Source organism: Streptomyces sp. NPDC002276, assembly GCF_053891435.1.
This window is the reverse complement of sequence record NZ_JBSFCQ010000001.1, coordinates 446,096-468,197: the sequence shown is the minus strand read 5'-3', so window position 1 is coordinate 468,197 and position 22,102 is coordinate 446,096. Positions and strand designations below refer to the sequence as shown.

General features: G+C 69.6%; 22 protein-coding genes. 2 read left to right on the top strand and 20 right to left on the bottom strand.

Annotation, left to right across the window (positions count from 1 at the left end; genetic code table 11):
• Position 1: 1 nt before the first annotated feature.
• The 4 genes from ACWIHT_RS02185 to ACWIHT_RS02170 all read right to left on the bottom strand — a co-directional run bounded on the left by ACWIHT_RS02185 (position 2) and on the right by ACWIHT_RS02170 (position 5,409).
• The gene (locus ACWIHT_RS02185) at positions 2–1,711 is read right to left on the bottom strand and encodes a thiamine pyrophosphate-dependent enzyme (RefSeq protein ID WP_456163442.1); all 1,710 of its coding nucleotides are present in this window, start codon (positions 1,709–1,711) and stop codon (positions 2–4) included.
• 13 nt (positions 1,712–1,724) lie between these two features.
• Complete coding sequence (locus ACWIHT_RS02180) at positions 1,725–2,585, bottom strand: amidohydrolase family protein (RefSeq protein WP_456163440.1); 861 nt, start codon at positions 2,583–2,585, stop codon at positions 1,725–1,727.
• Between the two features lie 133 nt (positions 2,586–2,718).
• On the bottom strand, positions 2,719–3,927 hold the full coding sequence (gene lhgO, locus ACWIHT_RS02175) for an L-2-hydroxyglutarate oxidase (protein WP_456163438.1): 1,209 nt from the start codon (positions 3,925–3,927) through the stop codon (positions 2,719–2,721).
• 33 nt (positions 3,928–3,960) lie between these two features.
• Entirely contained in the window at positions 3,961–5,409 is a 1,449-nt protein-coding gene (locus ACWIHT_RS02170) for an aldehyde dehydrogenase family protein (RefSeq protein WP_456163436.1), read from the bottom strand.
• A 257-nt stretch (positions 5,410–5,666) separates the two neighbouring features.
• Between ACWIHT_RS02170 and ACWIHT_RS02165 the strand changes: the two genes are divergently transcribed.
• The gene (locus ACWIHT_RS02165) at positions 5,667–5,954 is read left to right on the top strand and encodes a putative quinol monooxygenase (RefSeq protein ID WP_456163434.1); all 288 of its coding nucleotides are present in this window, start codon (positions 5,667–5,669) and stop codon (positions 5,952–5,954) included.
• Positions 5,955–6,001: 47 nt separating this feature from the next.
• Here the strand turns inward: ACWIHT_RS02165 and ACWIHT_RS02160 are convergent, their stop codons facing one another.
• The 12 genes from ACWIHT_RS02160 to ACWIHT_RS02105 form a co-directional block, all read right to left on the bottom strand.
• A complete protein-coding gene (locus tag ACWIHT_RS02160; RefSeq protein WP_456163432.1) occupies positions 6,002–7,030 on the bottom strand; it encodes a methionine synthase II (cobalamin-independent)-like protein in 1,029 nt (342 codons plus the stop codon).
• A gap of 3 nt (positions 7,031–7,033) precedes the next feature.
• The gene (locus tag ACWIHT_RS02155) at positions 7,034–7,522 is read right to left on the bottom strand and encodes a GlcG/HbpS family heme-binding protein (RefSeq protein WP_456163430.1); all 489 of its coding nucleotides are present in this window, start codon (positions 7,520–7,522) and stop codon (positions 7,034–7,036) included.
• Entirely contained in the window at positions 7,519–8,304 is a 786-nt protein-coding gene (locus tag ACWIHT_RS02150; protein ID WP_456163428.1) for an alpha/beta fold hydrolase, read from the bottom strand. Before ACWIHT_RS02150 ends, ACWIHT_RS02155 begins: the two co-directional genes overlap by 4 nt.
• Positions 8,305–8,330: 26 nt before the next feature.
• A complete protein-coding gene (locus ACWIHT_RS02145; RefSeq protein WP_019069936.1) occupies positions 8,331–8,702 on the bottom strand; it encodes a VOC family protein in 372 nt (123 codons plus the stop codon).
• Positions 8,699–9,469 carry a fumarylacetoacetate hydrolase family protein gene (locus ACWIHT_RS02140; RefSeq protein WP_456163425.1) on the bottom strand — a complete coding sequence of 257 codons (771 nt, stop codon included), beginning with the start codon at positions 9,467–9,469 and terminating at the stop codon, positions 8,699–8,701. The genes ACWIHT_RS02145 and ACWIHT_RS02140 overlap by 4 nt, the downstream gene beginning before the upstream one ends.
• 6 nt (positions 9,470–9,475) lie before the next feature.
• Entirely contained in the window at positions 9,476–10,924 is a 1,449-nt protein-coding gene (locus tag ACWIHT_RS02135) for an NAD-dependent succinate-semialdehyde dehydrogenase (RefSeq protein ID WP_456163423.1), read from the bottom strand.
• Positions 10,925–10,963: 39 nt separating this feature from the next.
• On the bottom strand, positions 10,964–11,881 hold the full coding sequence (locus ACWIHT_RS02130) for a VOC family protein (RefSeq protein ID WP_456163421.1): 918 nt from the start codon (positions 11,879–11,881) through the stop codon (positions 10,964–10,966).
• Positions 11,882–11,979: 98 nt separating this feature from the next.
• Positions 11,980–12,891, bottom strand: coding sequence for a LysR family transcriptional regulator (locus tag ACWIHT_RS02125; protein ID WP_359603682.1), 912 nt, complete (start codon positions 12,889–12,891; stop codon positions 11,980–11,982).
• Positions 12,892–13,070: 179 nt separating this feature from the next.
• A complete protein-coding gene (locus ACWIHT_RS02120) occupies positions 13,071–14,021 on the bottom strand; it encodes a sugar ABC transporter substrate-binding protein (RefSeq protein WP_456163418.1) in 951 nt (316 codons plus the stop codon).
• A 52-nt stretch (positions 14,022–14,073) separates the two neighbouring features.
• Positions 14,074–15,087 carry an ABC transporter permease gene (locus ACWIHT_RS02115; protein ID WP_456163416.1) on the bottom strand — a complete coding sequence of 338 codons (1,014 nt, stop codon included), beginning with the start codon at positions 15,085–15,087 and terminating at the stop codon, positions 14,074–14,076.
• Positions 15,084–16,505: a sugar ABC transporter ATP-binding protein gene (locus ACWIHT_RS02110; RefSeq protein WP_456163414.1), complete on the bottom strand. Its 1,422-nt coding sequence runs from the start codon at positions 16,503–16,505 to the stop codon at positions 15,084–15,086. The genes ACWIHT_RS02115 and ACWIHT_RS02110 overlap by 4 nt, the downstream gene beginning before the upstream one ends.
• A gap of 77 nt (positions 16,506–16,582) precedes the next feature.
• Complete coding sequence (locus tag ACWIHT_RS02105; RefSeq protein WP_456164561.1) at positions 16,583–17,155, bottom strand: carboxymuconolactone decarboxylase family protein; 573 nt, start codon at positions 17,153–17,155, stop codon at positions 16,583–16,585.
• A gap of 233 nt (positions 17,156–17,388) precedes the next feature.
• On the opposite strand from ACWIHT_RS02105, the gene ACWIHT_RS02100 reads away from it, so the two are divergent.
• A complete protein-coding gene (locus tag ACWIHT_RS02100) occupies positions 17,389–17,799 on the top strand; it encodes a cupin domain-containing protein (protein WP_456163412.1) in 411 nt (136 codons plus the stop codon).
• Between the two features lie 56 nt (positions 17,800–17,855).
• Here the strand turns inward: ACWIHT_RS02100 and ACWIHT_RS02095 are convergent, their stop codons facing one another.
• The 4 genes from ACWIHT_RS02095 to ACWIHT_RS02080 form a co-directional block, all read right to left on the bottom strand.
• On the bottom strand, positions 17,856–19,193 hold the full coding sequence (locus tag ACWIHT_RS02095; RefSeq protein ID WP_456163410.1) for an MFS transporter: 1,338 nt from the start codon (positions 19,191–19,193) through the stop codon (positions 17,856–17,858).
• Positions 19,194–19,318: 125 nt separating this feature from the next.
• On the bottom strand, positions 19,319–20,269 hold the full coding sequence (locus ACWIHT_RS02090) for a catechol 2,3-dioxygenase (RefSeq protein ID WP_456163408.1): 951 nt from the start codon (positions 20,267–20,269) through the stop codon (positions 19,319–19,321).
• Entirely contained in the window at positions 20,250–21,401 is a 1,152-nt protein-coding gene (locus ACWIHT_RS02085) for a 4-oxalomesaconate tautomerase (RefSeq protein WP_456163406.1), read from the bottom strand. The genes ACWIHT_RS02090 and ACWIHT_RS02085 overlap by 20 nt, the downstream gene beginning before the upstream one ends.
• Positions 21,398–22,102 (bottom strand): 4-carboxy-4-hydroxy-2-oxoadipate aldolase/oxaloacetate decarboxylase, encoded by a 705-nt coding sequence (locus ACWIHT_RS02080; protein WP_456163404.1) that lies wholly within the window; start codon positions 22,100–22,102, stop codon positions 21,398–21,400. The genes ACWIHT_RS02085 and ACWIHT_RS02080 overlap by 4 nt, the downstream gene beginning before the upstream one ends.

Here is a 22,102-nt window from a genome sequence, read left to right as displayed (position 1 = left end):
TTCAGCGAGTGACGAGTACGTCGACGACGGCGGTGGTGCCCTCCGCCACGGCCTTGAGCGCACGTTCCAGCGCGGGCGCGAGGGCCTCGGGTACGTCGACCGTCTCGGTGTGCATCCCGAACGGCTCGGCGAACGCGGCGAGCCGGGGCAGCCGGTGCAGATCGGTGCCGAGCCACTCACCGGTGTCGGCGGCGGCTCCCTCGGGGTAGAACCTGCGGTGGTTGAGGTTCATCGACTTGTAGACGCGGTTGTTGAACACCACGATGAGCAACGGAAGTTCGTAGGCGTTCGAGGCGTCGTACGACTGGATGACCGGGTTGTAGGTGAACGCGCCGTCCCCGATGGTGAGCACCACCGGGCGTTCCCGGGCGGCGAGTTTGACGCCGAGCGCGACCGCGATGCCCTGGCCGAGGCCGCCCTGGACGTAGAAGTACGAGTCGGGGTCGGCGGTTTGGACATGGCGCTTGACGACGCGGCTGTGGGTGATGGTCTCGTCGACGACGATCCCGTCCCGGCCCTCCAGCAGCTTGCGCAGCGTGGCGGCGACGAGCACCGGGTCGATGCCCTCGGCGCCCTCGGCCTTCGTCTCGGCCTGGGTGATCGCCGTCCGCTCGGCCGCGAAGCGTGCCTCCTGTGCGGCCCTGCGTTCGGCGACAGCCGCCGAGTCGAGATCCTTCGCCCGCTTGGTCAGCTGGCGCAGGGTGTTGGCGACGTTGCCTTCCAAGTACCTGTCGGCGAAGAGGACTTGGTAGACGACGTGCGGGCGCTGCGGTACTTCGTCGATGACGACGACGGTCGCCTTGGAGGGGCGGCGCGACGGCGGGTAGAAGGGGGCGCGGCAGTTGACGAGGAGGATCAGGTCCGCCTCGTCCATCCACGGGCCGATGTCGCTGCCGGCGTGCAGCGGGTGGGTGCGCGGGAAGTTGCCGCAGACCGCCGAGTCGGGCTCGACGACGGGGATGTTCCACGCCTCGGCGAAGGCGACGAGCGCCTCGAAGCCGCCCGCCTCGCGCCCCGCCGTCTCCGTGACGACGACGGGATTCGAAGCCTCACGGATCAACTGGGCGACCGGGTCGACCTCTTCGGGCGAGCTGTGCGTGGAACCCGGCGCCACGATCGGCTTGGCCTCGCGGCCGTCCCACTCCTCCAGGAGGATCTCCAGCGGGACGTTGAGGTACGCCGGTCCCGCCGGGGCACGCCAGGCGAGTTCCGCCGCGCGCGTCACCATCGTAGGAAGGGTGTGGACGCTGGCGGCCTCGTTGGACCACTTGGTGAAGGGCTGGGCGATCTGGTGGGGGCCGCCCACGATGGACAGGTTGCGGTACCACTGGCCGCCCGGGTCCTGGCCGGGGCCGTCGCCGTACGTGGTGGACTCCGAGGAGCTGACCACCATCGGGACGCCCGCGAGCAGCGCCCCGTGGACGGCCATCGAGCCCTGGAGGAGGCCGGGGGCCGCGTGCAGGAGTACGCCCTGCGGGCGGCGCTTGATGAGTCCGTAGCCGGTGGCCATGCCGACGGCGACGGTCTCGTGGGTCAGGTCCAGGTACTGCGGGCAGGGCAGTCCGTCGCGGTGGCGGCGGGCCAGGGACTCCCAGACGGGAGCCCATTCGGAGCCCGACGAGCAGAAGATGTAGTCGGCGCCGACGGCGTTGAAGGCGGTAACGAGAGCATCGCCGCCGTCGGCGCCCGGAGTGTTGGTGGTGTCGGTCATCTCTCGTGCTTCCTCAGCCCTCGATCGGCCAGTTCAGGACCTCGGAGATACCGCGGCCCATGATCCATTCAAGCTCCTCGGGTGTGAAGTCCCAGTGCTTGGTGAACTGCTCGATCGTGTCGGTGTAGGTGATGCCGTGCCCGAGCAGCCGCGTGATGTCGGTGCCGTAGAAGCAGCGCTGCGGGCCCATCTTGTCGACCATCTCGCGCACGTACTTCTGGATGTTGTTGTTCGGGAAGGGCTGGGTGGAGTAGCCGGGGAGCGCCGAGACCTTCACATAGATGTTCGGGTGGGCGGCCAGGTCGGCGGTCTCCGAGACCCAGTAGCCGATCGCGTCGTCGACGCAGCGGGCCATGATGCCCATGTGGTCGATGATGATCTTCAGCTCGGGGTGCTTGGCGGCGATCTCGCCCAACTCCCGCTTCCAGATGGGCGCGTGGACCATCGTCGGGATGCGCAGCTCCTCGGCGATCGGCCAGTACCAGTCGTTGGTGCCGTCGATCATCCAGTTGCGGTCCTGCGGCCGGTGGAAGGTGAGTCGCGTGCCCTTCACATGCGGGTTCTGCGCGAAGTCCTTCAGCAGGGCCTTGCCCTCTTCGGGCTTGTTCTGCGGAATGCGCGCCATGATCCCGAAGCGGTCCGGGTGGGCCTCGCAGGCCTCCAGGGCGTAGTCGATACGGTCGCCCTCCCAGGACGGCGGCAGGATCAGGGCCCGGTTCACGCCGGCCTCGTCCATCAGCTCCAGGGCCTCCTCGTACGAGAAGGGTTCCTCGCGGTGTCCGTTGAGGCGGATGCGCTCCCGCGCCCCCGGGACCCAGGGGCGGTCCGGGCTCTCTTCCTTCCAGATGTGGATCTGCGTGTCGACAACGAACATGTCCGGAACTCTTTCTCTCGAAGGTCTTTACGAAGGTCTTTACGGAAGGAACGCTAGGCGGGAGACGGGGCCTTGCCGAGCGCTGGGAGTGCAAGCAGTAGTTGCGCGAAACACCGCTGTACGCAGGGCATTCTCAGTTTGCGGACGAGGCGTCGAACACGGCCTCGACGATGTGCTCGGCGATCGCCATGGAGGCGGTGGCGGCCGGTGATGGCGCGTTGCGGACGGCGGTGATCCGGCCGACCCGATGGATGCGGAAGTCGTCCACGAGCGTGCCGTCGGGATCGAGTGCCTGGGCCCGGACGCCCGCTCCGCCGCGTACGACGTCGGAGACGCCGACACCGGGGACGTAGAGCTTCGCGTCCTTCATGAAGGCCTTCGCGGACAGCGAGCCGCGGTACTCCTTGATGCCGGTCCGCCAGTGCTGGGCGGCCATCCGCCAGGTGCCGGGGTAGGCGGCGAGTCCGGCGAGGTCCTTCGGCGAGATGCGGCCGAGCTTGTAGCCCTCCCTGGCCAGGGCGAGGACGGCGTTCGGGCCGACCTCGACGCTGCCGTCGACACGCGGGGTGAAGTGCACGCCGAGGAAGGGGTAACGGGGGTCCGGCACCGGGTAGACGAGCCCGCGCACCAGGTGGGTACGGTCCGGTTTGAGGAGCATGTACTCGCCCCGGAACGGGATGATCTTCGGCGCCTTCTTGTCCTGCGCGAGCTTCGCCACGGCGTCGGAGTGCAGCCCCGCGCAGAGGACCAGCCGGTCGACCCGCACGCGCTCCTCCCCCGACGCGACCTCGATACCGCCCGGCACAGTGGTGATGGACGTGACCGGGAAGCCGAGCCGTACCTCGCCGCCGGAGGCCTCGATGTCCTTGGCGAACTCCCGGGCGATCGCCGGGTAGTCGGTGATCGCGGTGCGCGGGGAGTGCAGGGCGGCGATCCCGCCGACGTGCGGCTCCAGCTCCTTGATCTCCTCCCGGGAGATCTTGCGGAGTTCGGGCACGTGGTTGTTCCTGGCCCGCTCGTACAGGTTCGCCATCCGGCCCAGTTCGTCCGGCCGTACGGCCACGACGAGCTTGCCGATCTCGTCGTACGGCAGCCCGCGGTCCTGGCAGTACTCGCGCAGGATCGACACGCCCCGGACGCACAGGTCGGCCTTGAGGCTGCCCGGCGCGTAGTAGATGCCGGCGTGTACGACACCGGAGTTGTGGCCGGTCTGGTGGGCGGCGACCTCGTGTTCCTTCTCCAGGACCACGACCCGGGTGCCGGGGCGGCGCAGGGCGATCTCGCGGGCGGTGGCGAGGCCCACGATGCCCGCGCCGACGATGCCGATCGTCTCGTCAGCCATCGGCATCCTCCTCTCTCCGTGCTGCTCGCCCGCTCATGCGCCGATGTGGACGGCGACGGTCTTGACCCGGGTGGAGAAGCGCAGGACCTCGTCGCCCTGCTCCTTGTAGCCCGTGCCGGAGTCGTGGAAGCCGCCGAAGGGCAGGTGCACGTCCCAGCCGGGGGTGGTCGCGTTGACCGCGATCTGCCCGCACTCGGCGTCGTCCGCGAAGCGGTACGCGGAGGCGAGGTCGCGGGTGAACACCGCTGCGGCCAGGCCGAATTGCGAGTCGTTGACCGCGTCGAGGGCCTGCGCGAAGTCGTCCACGGCGCGGACCGCGAGGACCGGTCCGAAAACCTCCTCGCGCCAGATCGCCGTCTCGGCGGTGACATCGGCGAGCACGGTCGGCTGGACGAAGCAGCCGTGCGCGTGGTCGCCCTCGGTGTCCGCCGCGCCGCCGGTGAGGACGGTCGCGCCCTGGTCGACCGCGCCCCTGAGATGGGCGAGGACGCTGTCGCGCTGCTTGGGGCTGGACAGCGGGCACAGGGTGGACGCCGGGTCACTGCCCGGGCCGACCCTCAACGCCTCGACCTCGGCGACCAGGAGCCGGGTGAACTCGTCGTACACCGGCCGCTCGACGATGACACGACTGGTGGCGGTGCAGCGCTGTCCGGCCTGGCCGAAGGACGCTGCTACGACGGTCTTCGCGGCGAACGGGAGGTCGGCGTCCTTGAGCACGACGGAAGCGTTCTTGCCGCCGAGTTCGCCCTGGAAGCGGACGTTGCGGTCGGCGAGGCGGCGGCGGATGCGGTTGCCGACCTCGTTCGAGCCGGTGAAGGTGATGCCGACGATGCGCGGGTCGTCGAGGAGGGCCTCCTCGATCTCGGCCGTACGGCCCGTGACCACGTTGAGGACACCGGCGGGCAGGCCGGCGTCGTGCAGGGCGCGGGCGAAGTGCAGGCCCGACAACGGTGTCTCGGTGGCCGGCTTGAACACGGCCGCGTTGCCGGTGGCGAGCAGCGGGGCGAGCTTGCGGGCCGGGGTGATCAGCGGGTCGTTCCAGGGGCTGATCACGAGGATCACGCCGATCGGCTCGCGCTGGGTGTGCACGCGCGTGTCGGGGCGGGCGTCGTGCAGGAGGGTGCCGTAGCCCTGGCGGGCCAGCCCCGCGTAGTAGTCGAGGAAGTCGGCGGCCTTGAGGGTCTCACCGCGGGCCTCGGCGCCGGTCTTGCCGTTCTCGGCGGTGACGTCGGCGGCGATCTCGTCGACCCGCTCGCGGATCAGCCTGGCCGCCTCGGTGAAGATACGGGCCCGCTCGAAGGGACTGGTGCGCTTCCATACGGCGAAACCGCGCTCGGCGTGGTCGTAGGCGCGGGTGACGTCCTTGGCGGCGAGGGCGGGGATGCGCGCGAGGGGGGTGCGGACATCGGCGGGGTCGTGCACCTCGATCCACTCGCCGGTCGCCACCCACTCTCCACCGGAGAGGGTTTCCAGGCTTCGCATGAAGATCACTTCCTTCGTCCGCCGCGGTGCGGGTCCGCGGTCTGCACAGTCAGCGGCCACAACGGGCCGAATGCGACAACACACCATGTGAGGGCCATGCCACCAGCCCCGCACAGGCAGGCATTGCTTGCGCCGTGCGCAGGTCGGCGGAGGGTTGATCCGTGCTGGAATCGGCAGGCCGGACGGCATGTGCCACGCCGCCGGGAGCCGAGGATCCGCCGCGGATCGACCGAGGATTCGATGAGGAGAGACACGACATGGCCTACGCAGTCATCGCCCGCTACTTCTGCGCGCCCACCGACGAGGACGCTGTGCGGGCCGCGTTGCTGAAGGTGCGCGAGCAGACCCGTGCCGAGCCGGGGAACCTGGCGTACGAGGTGCACGCGGAGGCGGAGGTGCCGGGGAGTTTCGTGCTGTACGAGCAGTACGCCGACCGGGCCGGTTTCGACGCGCACAAGGCGGCCGACCACTTCGACGAGCTGATCGTGCGGACGATCTGGCCGCTGCTGACCGATCGCAAGGTGACGTTCGCCGAGGTTCTCTGACCGGACCCTGGCCGGGAAGCGCGGTGTCGCGCTTCCCGGCTCACGCATCAGAACTCGTTGCCCCAGACGTACCGGGCGATCGTCTCCACCAGCTCGATCTTCCGGCGCTGTTCCTCGCTGGTCAGCAGCGGCCTGCTCGCCACGTCGGCGAAGCCCCGGGACGGCGCTACGGCCCCGTCCTCCAGGTCCTTGAACTCGCCGACCGCGTCGAGCCTCGCCATCACCGTGTCGATGTCCTCCAGCGCGGGCACGGTCGCGTCGACGACACCCAGGCAGAAGTCACGGTCCTCGGGCAGGGCCTTGACCAGGGCGAGTTCGGCCGGGGTGCCCTGGTCGAAGGGCAGGATCCAACGGTCGGCGCCGATCCCGCCGTAGAGCTGCTCGGCACGGGACAGGTCGACCGAGGCGGGGGCGACCGGGCCGGGGGCCAGCGCGATCCGTACGCCCTCGGGGCGCTCGTCCAGCCGTACCGCCAAGGCGTCCACGGCGAGGGCGTCCTCGAAGGAGAGCGCGCCGGGCGCGGCCGGGTCGGTGGCCAACTGGCCGAGCAGCAGCGGGTTGTTGAGCTGGATCAGGCGTACGCCCTTGGCGACCAGCGACTCGATCTCCGCTACGACGATCTCTGCCAGCGCCTCCCCCAACTCCCGTGCGGAGGACGGGCCGTGACCGGGCTCGAAGGTGGTGGCGGCGAGATACGCGGGCGAGGGCAGCGAGGCCTTCGGGGCGATCACCGTCAGTTCGGCGAGGTGGGCCGCCCAGTCCGCGAGGAGCGGGCCGTTGGCCTTCGGCAGGGACTCCGCGACCCAGCGCACCAGGCCGTCGGCGTCGGTCTCGTCCGTGCGCCGGAAACCTGATACTCCGTCAAGGACCGCGCTGCGGAAGTCCTCTCGCGGGTAGTCGCCGTCCGTGACGACGGTGGAGCGCAGCTTGCGTTGGAGGACGACGGCTTCCTTGACCGCCTGGAGCTCCGCCTCCTTCAGCGCCTCGGGGTCGCCTGCCGCGCGGGCCGCGGTCAGTTCGACCGGGCGGACCAGGCTGCCGTGGTGGTCGATGCGGTAGTTGAACGTATCCGCCATGGGTTATGCGTCCTTTCCGGACGAGGGCGCGGAGGGGGCGGGCTTGCCCGCGACTCCCCAGGCGGCGAACTCCAGTTCGTAGCCGAGCGAGGCGAGGACCTCCTCGGCGATCTGCTGGTCCTCGTCCGCGGTGCCGCCCGCGATGCCGAGGCCGCCGATGATCTCGCCGTCCTTCTTGATGGTGAGGCTGCCTTCGGTGGCCATGATCGGCATTGCGGCGCCCGGGAGTTGGGAGAGCTGGGAGAAGAAGACCGGCTGGCTCTCCTGCCACTTCTTCAGCATCTTGCCGGGCCGCTGCATGATGGCCGCCGTGTACGCCTTGGCGCGGGCGATGTCCGGGGTGAGCGGGCGGGCGCCGTCCGGGCGGCGGATGGCGATGGGGAAGCCGCCGGCGTCCACGACGGCCACGCTCACCGCCTTCCCTAGCGACTGGGCGCGCTTGTGGGCGGCGTCGATGATCTCCTCGGCGGCGTCCAGGGTGAGGCTGCTCATGCTGCTTCCTTCGGTGCGGTGAGGGTGCGGCGCAGGTGGGCGACGGCGGCGTTGTACTCGGCGGGCGTCTCCCAGTACATGGAGTGCGGGGCGTCCGGGACGATCTCCAGGTGTGAGCCGGGCAGCAGTTCGTGGGCGCGGGTCACGGTCTTCACGCTGAGCACCGCGTCCTTCTCGCCCGCGAGGAAGGCGACCTTGACGCCGGAGGCCTGAATGTCGTCCAGGGACGGGCCGTTGGTGTCGAGGTTGCGCAGGTCCTGCATCCTGGCGACGTTGAACGTGCCCATCTGCTGGAAGAGGAAGGTGAGGTCGGCCCGCTGCTCCTGGAAACGCTTCGTCAACAGGCGGTCGATGACCGGGAGTTTGACGGCCTCGGCGCGGTCGGCTGCGGCGAGTTCCTTCAACTCGGGGTGGCTGATGCCGCCCAGCGAGTGGCCGAGCACGACGGAGCCGACCCGTTCGGGCCGCAGCAGTCCGGCGCGCAGAGCGGCCACGGAGCCGATGGACTGGCCGACGAGCATCGCGTCGGTCAGGTCCTCTTGGTCGAGTACGGCTACGACATCACCCGGGAAGTCCTGGCCGTCGAACTCCGGCATCGATGAATCGGACTTGCCGAAGCCGCGCAGGTCCACGGTGACGACCGTGAACTCCTCGCGCAGTGCGGCCACTTGCTGCCACCAGGCGGCGTGGTGGCCGCCGCTGCCGTGCACGAACAGGATCGCCGGACCGCTGCCGTGGCGCTCGTAGTAGATGGAGGTGCCGTCGGAGTCGGCGATGGGCATGGGGGTTAACTCCTGTACGCGCGTGGTTAGTTGGGGCGGCGGCCGTGGAAGACGAGCTCGATCATGGTGTGGTCGGGGTCGTGGATGTAGCAGAACTTCGACTGGTTCTCGGGGCGTTCGATGGGCCGGGTGTGCCGGATGCCCAGGTCCTTGAGGTGGGCGAGGAAGTCGTCCCAGTCGTCCACCTCGACGGCGAAGTGATAGGGCGCCATGCGCTCCATCTCCTCAACCGGGGTGAAGTGCAGGTCGAAGTTGCCACGAGTCATCAGCACCACACGGGTGTTGGACTTGGGCATGATCCGCTTCATCCCGAAGACCTTCGTGTACCACTCGGCGGTCCGGTCGGGGTCGGTGGTGGGGAAGTTGACGTGGTGGATGTAGCGGGGTGCGCTGCTCATGACGGATTCCCTTCACTGTGTACGGGGTTGGACAGGACGCCGATACCGCTGATCTCGATGTCCACGGTGTCCCCGGGTTCGAGTTGGCAGGTGGCTTCGGCGCCCATCCACAGCACGTCCCCCGGGTGCATGGTGATGTGCTTGGTGAGCTCGACGATGTGGTCGAACGGGTCGAAGACCATGTCGCCGGTGGCGAACGAGGCGCGAACCTCCCCGTTCACACGGAGAGTTGTGGTCTGAGCGAGCGCGTCGACGTCGGTGTCGATCCAGGGCCCCATCGGCTTGAACGTGTCGCTGTTCTTGCTGCGCCAGAAGGAGCGGTCCTGGTGCTGCCAGGTGCGGGCGCTGACGTCGTTGCCGATGGTCCAGCCGAAGACCGACTTGCGGGCCTCTTCGTACGTGGCGTGCCGCAGGGTGCGGCCGATGACGGCGACGAGTTCGGGCTCGGCCTCGAAGCGGCCCTCGACCCCGTCCGGCTTGACGATGGGTGAACGGTGGCCGGTGAGCGCGTTGTTGGCGCGATAGCCGACCTCGGGTCGGTCCGGGGTCTCGGCGCCGGCGTGCGCGATGTGCCGCGGGTAGTTCATGCCGACCGCGTAGAACACGGGCGGGACGACGACGGGCAGCCACTGGGCGTCGGCGACCGACACCGAGCCGATGACGGACGGATCGCCGTCCAGAGGGGACTCGGACAGCAGCTCGATGTCCTCCTCCCCCACGCGGCCCCAGACCGCCCGGCCGCCGACCGCAACGCGCGTGTACCTCATGGCGGTTCAGCCCGCCAGCAGGTGGGAGACGCGCTTGGTGATCAGGTAGGCGTCGAGGGCCTCGGGGCCGCCTTCCCTGCCGTAGCCGCTCTCCTTGACGCCGCCGGAGGGGGCCTCGGCGACGGAGCCGCCGCAGTGGTTGATGGAGAGGATGCCGGCCTCCAGCGCGTCCGAGAGCTTCTCGGCGGTGGCGGCGGACTCGGTGAAGCCGTAGGCGGCGAGGCCGTACGGCAGGGCGTTGGCGAGGGCGAGGGTCTCGTCGAGGTCGGTGAACGGGACGATCGGCGCGAGCGGGCCGAAGGGCTCCTCGTGCAGCAGCTTCGCGTCGGCCGGTACGTCGGTGAGGACGGTCGGGGCGTAGAAGTAGCCGTCGCGCGCGAGGCGTTGGCCGCCGGTGAGTATCTTGGCGCCGCGCGAGACGGCGTCGGCCACCAGTTCCTCCATGGCCTGCAACCGGCGCTCGTTGGCGAGCGGGCCCATGGTGGTGTCGGCGTCGAGGCCGTCTCCCACGGTGACTTGCTCGGCGGCCCGCACGAACTCGGCGGTGAAGTCCGCCACGATGCTCTCGTGGACGAAGAAGCGGCTGGGTGAGGTGCACACCTGGCCCGCGTTGAAGAACTTCGCCTGGGCCGCCTTGCGGGCGGACTTCACCGGGTCGGCGTCGGCGCAGACGATGACCGGGGCGTGGCCGCCCAGTTCCATCAGGGTGGGCTTCATGACCTCGCCCGCCTGGGCCGCGAGGAGTTTGCCGACCGGGACGGAGCCGGTGAAGGCGACCAGGCGGATCCGCGGCGAGGGGATCAAGTGGGCGGAGACTTCGGCCGGTTCACCGAAGACGAGGTTGAGAACACCGGCCGGGAGTCCGGCGTCGGCGTAGCAGGCGACGAGGGCGGCGGCCGTGCCCGGGGTCTCCTCGGAGGCCTTGATGACGATCGAGCAGCCCGCGGAGAGGGCCGAGGACAGCTTGCGATTGGGGCCGCCCACGGGGAAGTTCCACGGCACGAACGCGGCGACGGGGCCCACGGGTTCGCGGCGGACGGTGAGGACGGTGCCGAGGGCGGACGGGATGATCCGGCCGTAGGCGCGGCGGGCGTCCTCGATGTGCCAGCGCAGGGTGTCGGCGGTGCGCAGGGCCTCGGTGGTGCCCTCGCGGAGCGGCTTGCCCTGCTCCTGGGCCATGATCCGGCCGATCTCGGGGGCGCGTTCGGTGATGAGGTCGGCGGCGGCGTGCAGGATCGCGGAGCGCTTGGCTATCGGGGTGGCGCGCCAGGTGCGGAAGCCCTCGGTGGCCGCGTCGAGGGCGCGGTCGAGGTCGGCGGTGGTGGCGAGGGGGACTTCGCCGATCACCTTCTCGGTGGCCGGGTTCACGATCGGGGCGGTCCGTCCGGTGCCGCCCTGGCACCACTCGCCCGCGATGTACATGCGGACGGCGGGGTAGCCGTGGTCGGAGGTCATGAGTGGGTGCCCTCTCAGGCTGGAAAGGCGGGAGGAGAGTCAGTTGGCGGGGGCGTCCTGGTCGCGGTTGGAGCGCAGTGCCCAGATGTGGTGCGGTGGGGTGGTCTCGTGGACGCGGGTCTCGTAGGTGTCGTCGACGCGGTCCATGTCGGCCGCGTACTCGACGCGGCCTCCGCAGGGGGCGTGGACGAACCGGAAGACGTTCGAGCCGACCGTGTGGCGGCCGAGTTTGCGGGCCTCCCGCCAGCCGCGCTCGATCATGTGGTTGCCGCCCTCGATGACGTCGTCGAAGCCGGGGACCTCGTAGGCGATGTGGTTGACGCCTGCGCGGTCGGGGCGGTGGCACAGCAGCATGGTGTGCTGGTCGTCGTCGCCCGGTGCCTGCATGAACACGCCCATCGGTTCGACGATGTCGGTGGGCCGGAAGCCGAGCCGCTCGGTGTAGAACGCGACGGCCTCCTCGCGGCCCTCCTTGACGATGTTCAGCGCGACATGGCACATGCGCAGCGGAAAGGCCCGGGTGAGCGGTTCCAGCGCGGTGTTCCAGCGGTCGACGCTGCCCGTCGCGTTGGCGGGGCGCGGGGTGACATCCGTGATCTTCGGGCGGGCCAGGGTGAGTCCGACGCCGAAGCCGCTCTCGTCCACGGTGTGGAAGACCCCGTCGGCGCTCTCGTGGACCTTGCGGTCCCGGCCGGCGGCGGCGACCAGCCGAGCCAGTTCCTCGGGGGCGTCGACGCCCCAGACGACCTCACGGATCGTCGGCCCGGCCTCCACCGGCGGCGGCAGCAGGGGGCCGGGCACGGTGTCCAGGTGCAGGGTCTGCCCGGCGAGCGTCTCGAACACCGCGTGCTCCTCGGTGCGCTCCAGCAGGAACAGCCCGAAGTCGCCGAAGAAACGGACACATTCGTCTACGTCGTCGATGCCGTAGGTGACCGATTCGATTCTCTGGATTCCCATGGATGCCTCGTTTCGCGGGTCGCCCGGCGAGCCTAGATTTCAGGGCGGGAAGGCCTCAATGGTCCGAGCTCGCCCGAATTCGCAATCGTTTCTTGCAGCTACGCGCGGATGGCCGGAATGGGGTTCTGGGAGAACCATTCGGCGAGGAAGTCCAGGAAGACGCTGACCTTGCGCGGGGTGGCCTGGCCGGGGCCGTAGATCGCGAACAGCGGGCGGTCGGGTACGGCGAGTTCGGGCAGCAGGACCTTGAGGGCGCCGGAGAGGAGGTCGTCGTAGGCCGGGCGCTGCGGTAGCAGGGCGATGCCGCGGCCGTGGACGGCGGCCTTCTGGAGCGCGAGGTAGGAGTTCGAGGAGAACGCCACGTTTCGGATCTTGTGCAGGGTGCTCGTGTGTCCGTGGCCGATGCGCCAGACGGGGTCGTTGACGTGGACGAGGCACTCGTGGTGGGCGAGGCCGTTGGGCTCGGTGAGCGGGCCGCAGCGCTCCAGGTACTTCTCGGAGGCGCAGAGCACGAAGGGCAGGGAGGCGATCTTCTTCAGCCGGACGCTCGAATCCCGCAGGTCGCGGGTGTGGAAGGCCACGTCGAAGCCGCTGTCCAGGAAGTCGTACGTACGGTCCGACATGCCGCCCAGTTCGAAGCGGACGTGGATCTTGGGGTGGGCGGCGGAGAACGCGGCGATCGCGTCTCCGAGGTCCAGGCTGCCTATCCACTTGGGGCAGATGATGCTGAGGGTGCCCTCGGCGCGGTCGTGGAGGTGCGAGATGACGGCGTCCTCGGCCTCGATCTCGTCGAGGATGCGGGCCGCGAACTCGGCGTACCGGAGCCCGGGTTCGGTGAGGCTCACCGAGCGGGCGGTGCGGTTGACGAGGCGGACGCCCACCTGTCGCTCCAGTTCGGCGACGTGGCGCGAGACGAGTGAGCCCGACGAGCCGAGTTTCTTGGCGGCACCGCTGAAGCTGCCCGTCTGGGCGACGGTGACGAAGCTGTGCATGAGGAGCAGTCGGTCCATGATTCCTCCGGAGGCCCACGTGTGCCAGGGGTGGGCCCCGGCGGCGGTGCCGGTCGTGCGTAGGGGTCCGGCGGGATCCGGAATGTCCTTGCAGCGGCTCTGTCAGGACATTCCGGCGACGTGCCGGACGGGCGGCTCGGGACAGTGCGGGGACAGGCATCGCTGCCCACGCGGCTGTGCTACTTGGGGCAGTACTGGGGTGCCTTGTTCAGGTTGTCCTTGGTGACCAACAAAAGAGGAATGTTGGCAATCTTGTCAACCTTCTTCTTGGCCAGGAGGCCGACGGCGTTCTTGACCGCGGTCTGCCCGATCGACATGGCCGAGTTGGCGACGGTGGCGGAGAGCCGTCCGTCCTTGACGGCGGCCAGGCCCTCGTCGGTGCCGTTGGCGGTCACGATCTTCACGTCCTTCTTGCCGGCCGCGTCGAACGCCTTGCGGGCGGCCAGCGCCATGTCCTCCGAGGCGACGAACGCGTACTGGAGGTCGGGGTGCGCCTGGATCATGTTCTCGGCCACGTCCTGCGCCTTGACCGGATTGAACATACCTGGCTGGTTCGCGACCACCTTCGCGGTGCTCGGCAGCGCCTTCGTGAAGCCGCCCACCATCAGGTCGGAGGCCGCGCCGGGTGCCCCCGCGATCACGCCGACCTGGACGCTCTCGCCGCCCGCGTCCTGCGCGATCCAGCCAGCGTCCAGGGCGCCGAGCTTGCCCAGGTCGACGACGGCCGCGCCGAGGATGTCGTTCACGTCGCCGGTGGCCACGGAGGTCAGATAGATCGGTATGTTCGCGGCCTTCGCCTTGGCGATGTCGCCCTTGAGCGCGTCGACATTCACCGTCTGCACGATCAGCGCGCTCACACTGCGCGAGGTCATGTCCTCGATGTTGGACAGCTCGGTGGTGGAATTCTGGTGCGAGTTGGCGGTGAAGACCTTGGCGTTCTCCGTCTTCGCCGTCTGCTCGACCGCTTTCTGGAGACAGCTGTGGAACTCGGTGTCACCGCCGTTGACGAACCCGAGGGTGACATCGCCGGAACTCCCGCTGTCGTCACCGCTGCCGCAGCCGCTCAGTACGAGGGTGCCGCCGGCGAACGCGGCGAGCACGGCTCTGTGGGAACGGACCGAAATTCTCATGGTGAACCGCCTTGTGTATGGGGATGCGGTGAGTGGGGCCGGACAATTCCGGTCAATGACGTGCGGAACGTGCCTTGTGCATCTCGTTGGCGACGGCCGCGATGAGCAGCACTCCGCCGACGGAGACCGACTGGTAGTTGCTGGAGACCTGGAGCAGGTTCAGCGCGTTGGCGACGACACCGAGGAGCACCACCCCGAGCGCGGTGCCTACGACGGTGCCGTAGCCGCCTGCCAGGGCGGTGCCGCCGATGACGACCGCGGCGACGGCCTGGAGCTGGAGGGAGAGTCCGCCCGTGCCGGGGCTGCTGCCGCTGAGCCGGGACAGCAGCATCAGGCCGGCCAGTCCGGACAGGGCGCCGGTGAGGGCGTAGAGGGAGAGCTTGCGGGCGGTGACGTTGATCCCGCTCAGGCGGGCGACGTGCTCGTTGCCGCCGATCGCGAAGGCGTCGCGGCCGAACACGGTGAACCGCATGACCAGGGCGGTGGCCACCAGCACGAGGATCGCGACGACCAGCAGGTACGGCACCCCGAGGATCTTGTTGTTGCCGAGGGCGAACATCTTGGTGCCGATGGAGACGCTGACGCTGTCGAGGACGAGCAGGGCGACGCCGTCCAGGAGGGTCGCCGTCGCCAGGGTCGCGACGAACGGGGCGACATTGGTGAACGTCACGACCACCCCGTTGACCAGTCCGATCAGCGTGGCCAGCACCAGACAGGCGACGACGGCGAACGCCGTGGAGTGGCCGTGCGCCAGCAGCTGCGCCCCGACCGCGGTCGTCACGGCGACGTTGCTGCCCATGGAGAAGTCCATGCCGCCCGCGGTCATCAGCAGGGTGAGTCCGGCCGCGATCACGGCGACGACGCTGACCTGGCGCAGGATGTTGATGACGTTCGTGTCGGTGGCGAACGAGTCGGTCCGCAGCGAGGTGGCCACGATCACGACGACCAGCACGGCGATCAGACCGGTGTGCGGGGCGCCGCGCAGCGCGGCGAGCGAGAGCCTGGGGCGTGCCTTCTCGGGCGGTTCGGAGACGCCGGGGGCGTCGGCAAGTGTCTTGACGCTCACTGCGGTTGACCTCCGAGGGCGGTGGCGACGAGTTCGTCGTGGGTGATGGCGTCGATGTCGTGCTCGGCGACGGTCCGGCCGGCGCTGACGACGACGACCCGGTCGGCGAGGCGCATGACCTCCTCGGCGGAGGAGGAGGCGAGCAGCACGGCGACTCCGCGCGAGGCGAGGTCGTCGAGGAGGGCGTGGATGTCGGCCATGGCCGCGATGTCGACCCCGTTGGTGGGGTCCTCCAGGAAGCAGGCGACCGGCTCCGTCTGGAGCCACTTGGCGAGCAGCACCTTCTGCTGGTTGCCGCCGGACAGCGCGCCCACGGGTGGGTTGCCTGCGAGGGCGACCACGCCGTAGCCGCGGCGCAACGGGGCCGCTCGGCGGGCGAGTTGGGCACGTCGGTGGGTGCGGCGGCGGGCGAAGCGGTCGCCGGCCAGCATCAGGTTCTCGTCCAGGGAGAGTTCGGGGACGAGGCCCAGGGCGCGGCGGTCGCCGGTGACACAGCGCAGGCCGCTGGCGAGCGAGGCGTGAACTCGGCCGAACGGCACGGGAGTTCTGTCCACGGCGAGGTCGCCGGTGTCGGGGCGGCGGCGCCCGGAGAGCAGGTCGAAGAGACGTGACTGCGCGTCCCCGGCCGGGCCGAGCACGGCGACGATCTCGCCCTTGTGCACCTCGACGGTGAAGTCCCGTACGGCCCGGCCGTCGGTGAGACCGCGCACGGCCAGCCCGATCTCGTCCTTGGGAGCGGGCCGTTGGGACCGCTGGGACACAACGTCCCTTCCCACCATGCTCCGTACGAGTGCGGCGGCGTCGAACTCGGCGGCGGGCGCGCCGCGTACGACGGCTCCGTCCCGCAGCACCGTCACGCGGTCGGCGACGGCCAGCACCTCGTCGATGTAGTGCGAGATGTAGACGACGGCCACACCCTCGTCGCGCAGGGTGCGCACCAACTCCCTTATCTGGTGCGCCGCTTCGGCGCTCAGACAGGCGGTCGGTTCGTCGAGGATGAGGATGCGTCCGCCGCGGCGGACCTCGCGGGCCACCTCGACCATGGTCTGTTCGGCGACGGTGAGCGAGCCCGCGGTGCGGGTCACGTCGATGTCGATGCCGAGAGCCTCAAGTGCCGTGCGGGCCTGCGAGTTGACGACCTTCCAGCGCACGGCACCGGCCCGGGTGGGCAGGTCGCCCAGCATGACGTTCTCGGCGACGGTGAGCCCCATCGCCAGTTCGCGGCGCTGCGGCACCGAGGCGATGCCGAGCCGCCGCGCCTTGCGGACCGTAAGTCCGTGCTGCGCCTGGCCGTTGACCTCGACGGTGCCGCCGTCGGGCTGGTGGATCCCCGAAAGGACTTGCACCAGCGTCGACTTGCCTGCGCCGTTCATGCCCATCAGCGCGTGGACCTCGCCGGGGTACAGATCGAGGTCCACCCCCTTCAGCGCGGCTGCTCCGCCGAAGCTCTTCGTGACCCCCCGGACGCGAAGTACCGCGTCTCCCCCCGGGGTTGTCACGCGCGTGGCTCGGTGCCGTCGGGGCCGTCCGGGGCGATGCGGCCGTAGCCGCGGATGTCCGGGAACGGGGGTTCCTTGTCGGCCTGGAGGTCCACCTGGAAGGTGTTGAGGCACATGCCGAGCATGGTGAAGTTGCCGAGCGCGCCGATGGTGTCGACCAGGCCCTTGGAGCCGAAGTGCTCCAGCGCGGCGGCGAAGGTCGTGTCGGTGACGAAGTGGTCGTCGAGGATCTCGCGGCAGAACTGGTAGAAGGCCTGGTCCGCTTCGTTGTCGAAGACCGCCTCGCGCCTCTCGGCGATCGCCTTGACGGCGGCCTCCGGAATTCCGGCCTCGATCGCCTGGTGCACATGGGCGTTCCAGGAGTACTGCGCGTCCCAGTTGCGGGCGGCCATCAGCAGCGTGAGTTCGCTGAGGTGCTTGGGGAGGCTGCTGTCGAAGCGGGCGAACGCGCCGAGGGATTCCGCCCGTTCGCACATCTCCGGGCTGTGCAGCCAGACCCGGAAGGGGCCGCGCACGGCACCGCGCCGGCCGGCGATGCGGGCGGCCAGTTCCCGCTGGCGCGGGTCCATTTCCTCTTCGGTGAGAACGGGGAGCCTCATGGGCCGATACCTGCCTTTTCTTTCCGGCGCGTTACGTGCACGGTTCGTGCGGCCGTGCGATGCGAGCCGACGCTACAGCCGGGTCCGGAAAGCTCACCCCTCTGGAAATGCAAGGTAAAGCTGCACGCCAGAGGGCACCCATTCCCCCGCGCGAGGCCTAACGTCGTTCGACGCAGACGTGTGTAAGTGGAAAGGAACTCCGGATGACCACGATCATCAAGGTCGCGTCCGTGCCCGTACTCGACCGGGGCGGTGCCGTCGTCACGACACCCCTCGTCACGACGCCGTCGGCGGGCGGGGAGAACCTGATCACCAGTGGCATGAGCGTGTATCCGGTCGGCTCCGGAGCGCCGTTGCACTCGCACAACTGCGACGAGCACGTGACGATCCTGGAGGGCGAGGCGGAGGTCGTGGTCGACGGCGAGGTGACGAAGCTGGAGCAGTACGACACCACGTACGTGCCCTCACCGATCCCGCACCTGTTCCGGAACGTGGGCGACACCCCGCTGCGCATCCTCTGGGTGTACTCGTCGGGCTATGTGACGCGGACGTTCACCGAGACGGGCAAGACGGTGGAACACCTGTCGGCGGAGGACCAGATGGGCAAGGACTGACCCGCCGCACACGAAAGCGCCCGCGTCTCGCGACGCGGGCGCTTTCGTGTGTCACGTCAGTGGGCGGAGACCAACTCCTGGTCCGCGCCGGTCCGTTCGGTCTGCTTCGCGCTGCGCAGGGCGGCGATGCCGATGAACACCATGGACGACAGACCGGCGATGGCGAAGGAGGTGAAGCCCCAGTCGCCGTTGCCGGAGGCGAGCAGCTGGCCGCCGAGCCACGGGCCGAAGACGGCGCCGAAGCGGCCCATGCCGGAGGTCCAACCGACCGCCGTGGCGCGGTTGTCGGGGGTGGAGCGGATGGAGACCGTCGCGTAGATCATCGTCTGGGCGCTGTTGAGGAAGACGCCGGTGAGGAAGACGACCAGCATCGTGACGGCCTGGTTCATGTGGACGCCGAGCAGGAAGACGCCGACCGCGGTGAGCGCGAACCAGATGGACGAGATGCGCGGGGCACCGAAGCGGTCGGCGGCGCGGCCCGCGGCGAGCATGCCCACGATGCCGCCGAGGTTGAAGACGACCACGAAGGTGAGGGCGTCGGCGAGCGCGTAGCCCTCGGCGCGCATCAGGGTGGGCAGCCAGGTGGCGACGCCGTAGACGAGGAGCAGGCCGCCGAAGGAGGCGCACCAGTACAGCAGGGTCTGGATCCACTGGCCGCCGCTGAAGAGGTCGCGCAGGGCGTCCCAGCGGTCGGCCGCGGTCTTCTTGCCGGTGGCCGCGGGGAGTTCGACCTCGAAGCGCTCGGCGAGGGCGGTGGCCTCGTCGGTGCGGCCCTTGGCGACCAGGAAGCTCAGCGACTCGGGGAGGAGCTTCAGGAGCACCGGGACGAAGAGCAGCGGGAGGACGCAGACCCAGAAGGCGGCGCGCCAACCCACCGGGTCCACCAGCCACTTGGCCACGTAGGCGGAGAGGATGCCGCCCGCGTGGTGGGCGGTCATCAGCATGCCGATGGTGAGGGCGGTCCGGCCGCGCGGGGCGTAGTCGGAGACCATGCTGATCGCGGTGGGCAGCAGCCCGCCGAGGCCGACGCCGGCGAGGGTGCGGCCGAGGCCGAAGACCTCGACGCTGCCGGAGACCGCGCAGATGCCGGAGGCCAGCGAGAAGAGCGTCACGCAGGCGATCATCAGCTGCTTGCGGCCGATCCGGTCCGCGACCGTGCCCGCGGTCAGGGCGCCCACCAGCATGCCGAAGGTGGCGTAGCTGCCGAGGTCGCCGGCCTGGTCCGCGGTGAGACCGAAGGTCTTCGTCTCCAGCAGGTGCGGGAGCACCGAGCCGTAGATGAACATGTCGAGGCCGTCGAAGAGGACGGCCAGCCAGCACAGGCCGATGACCAGGAGGGCCAGTCGGCTGCCGCGGGCGGACAGAGCGGGGGACGGGGAGGGGGAGGAAGACATCGTTGGTTACCTCTCGTGCTTGGTGCGCCAGACGCTAAGGAGTCACCCCTCGGATAGTCAACGTTTTTGTCAACAATCTCATCGACAATCGCGTGGGGGTGACTCCGACGGCTCCCGCGCGCTGCTCAGCCGACCGGCGGAGTCCCGTGGGTGTGGAAGGACTCGATGGTCTTCAGGCCCCAGGCCTGCCCCTTCTTCCGCTCCTCCTCGGTCCAGGTGATCAGCGGCCAGTCGGGCGCCAGGACGAGTCGGGTGAGCGGGTTGCACAACTCGATGCGGTTGCCGCCGGGTTCGTAGACGTAGAGGAAGAACGTCTGCTGGATGGCGTGCTTGTGCGGCCCGGTCTCGATGAACACTCCTGTGTCGATGGCGAGATCGGCTGCGCGCAGGATGTCCTCACGGGTGTCGGTCGCGAAGGCGATGTGGTGAAGCCGCCCGGTCGAACCGGTCCAGTCCTCCGTGTAGACCACGTCGTACGACTTGTTCGTGTAGGTCAGCCAACGCGCCGCGATCCGCCCGCTGTTGAGCTGGATCTGCTCCGTCGGCCTCGCGCCCAGCACGTGTTGCTGGAACTCGGCGCTCGAAAGCACGTCAGCGGCAAGGAAGTTGATGTGGTCGAGGCGCCGAACTCCCACGCCCCGGTTGGGTTTGGCCTGCGGCTGGTTCTTCAGCGCGGGCTTCAGCTCGTCGGGGGCCCGGTAGTGCTCGCTCTCCCAGTAGAGGGCGTGCTCGTGGCCGTCCGGGTCGGTGGTGACGTAGAGCTTGCCGAGGCCCGGTTCGTCCTCGACCCACCTGCCGGTGCCGCCCGCGTCCTCGATCGCCTTGATACGGCGCTGGAGGGCCTCCTCGCTGGAGGTGCGCAGGGCGAGGCGGCCGAGGCCTGGCTGTTCGCGGGCGGTGAGGACCAGGCTGTGGTGCTCGTAGTCGTCGTAAGTCCGGAGGTGGACGGTGTCGCCGTCCCGGCCGTTGACGGTGAGGCCCAGGTAGTCGGTGAAGAAGGCGACACTGGCGTCCAGGTCCGGGGTGAAGAGCTGGGCATGGCCGATATGGGCGATGTCACCGAGCGGCGGAGCCATCGTTGCCTCCAAGGGGTCGTACGAGTGCGGGTGTGGGGGTGGGGGTGGGGGTGGGGGTGGTGTCGGCGGGCCTGGGGAAGACGGTGCCGTCGAAGATCTTGCGGGCGGTGCGCACCACGGCGGTTCTGCGGACCACGGGAGCGGTCTCGCCGGATGCGGGGGCCACGCTAGTTTCGATGTCTAGGAATCCGCTGGGATGCTCGATGCGAATTCGGTCACTTTGTCGCGTGACGTCCGCGATGCCCTCCCCGACCGCGCCGGGCAGGAGCAGTCCGGCCGCCACGCTCGCGGCGCCCAGGACGCCGATCGAGGTGTGGCAGCGCACGGGGATGAAGGTGCGGGTCATGACGGCGCCGCCGTCCCGGGGCGGTGCCAGCAGGCTGAGCTTGGGCACAGTGGTGTTCTCGACGTCACCGAGACCCATCAGCTTGCCCGCCTCCAGACGGATCTCCCGGAGGCGGTCGGCGAGCGTGAGGTTCTCCTCCAGGTCCTTGGGGCTCTCGTAGCCGGTGACGCCCAGTGCGGCGGCCGGGATCAGGACGACCGGCATGCCGTTGTCGACGCAGGTCACCTCGGTGCCCGCGACGACGTCCCGGATCCGGCCGGTCGGCAGCAACGGGCTTGTGCCCTGCGGGAATTCGATGACCACGGGGGCCGCGGCGCCTGGGACTCCGGAGATCTCCGCCGTGCCGGTGTAGTCGACCCGGCCGCCCGGTGTGGGGAAGCTCGCGATCGCGAGTTCCCCGGTGTTGAGCATGCGGATGCGGACGGACGTCTCGCTGTCACCGGGGGCCACGAGCCCCCGCTCCACGGCGAACGGGCCTATTCCGGCGAGGATGTTGCCGCAGTTCTGCCGGTCGGTGACCTCGGGGCGGTCGACGGCGACCTGGAGGAACAGGTAGTCGACGTCGGCCTCGGGATCGGCCGAGACGGAGACCACGCCGACCTTGCTCGTGAGCGGGTGGGCGCCGCCCAGGCCGTCGATCTGGCGCGGGTCGGGGCTGCCCATGACGCGCAGCAGCAGGTCGTCGCGTTCGGCGGGGTCGGCGGGGAGGTCCTCGGCCAGGAAGTAGGCGCCCTTGGAGGTGCCGCCGCGCATCAGCATGCAGCGCACCTCCGCGGGCCCGGTCACGACCCGGCTCCGGTGTGCTCCTCGTACGACCGGTACTCGACGCCGAGTTGCTTGAGAGTGTCGCGCAACCCGTAGCGGTCCAGGCCGAGTTGGCCTTCGAGGAAGGCGGCGCGGGTGGCCGCTTCCTTCGCCTCGCGCGCCTCCGACTTCTCGGCGGTCTCGCGGGCCTTCTCTCGCGGTACGACCACCACGCCGTCGTCGTCGGCGACGATCACGTCACCGGGGCGGACGACCTGGCCGTCGACGGCGATCGGCACGTTGACCGAGCCGCCGGTGGCCTTGACGGTGCCCTGGGAGGAAACGGCCCGGGACCAGGCGGCGAAGCCCATGTCGCGCAGTTCCTGGGTGTCGCGGATGCCGGTGTTGAGGACGACTCCGCGTACCCCGCGCTGCTGGAGCGCGGTGGCGAACAGCTCGCCGAACAGGCCGTCCGTGCAAGGGGACGTGGTGGTGACGACGAGGATGTCGCCCTCGCCGCACTGCTCCACGGCCGCGTGGATCATGAGGTTGTCGCCGGGCCAGCTGAGCACGGTGACGGCGGTACCGGCGACCCGAACTCCCTGCTGGACAGGGCGAATCGACGGGCCGAGCAGACCCGTGCGGCCCATGGCCTCGCTGACAGTGGCCACGCCGAAGGCGGCCAGCGCCTCGACGTCCTTCGCGTCCGCCTTCGGCGGGTTGGTGACAATGACGCCGCCCAT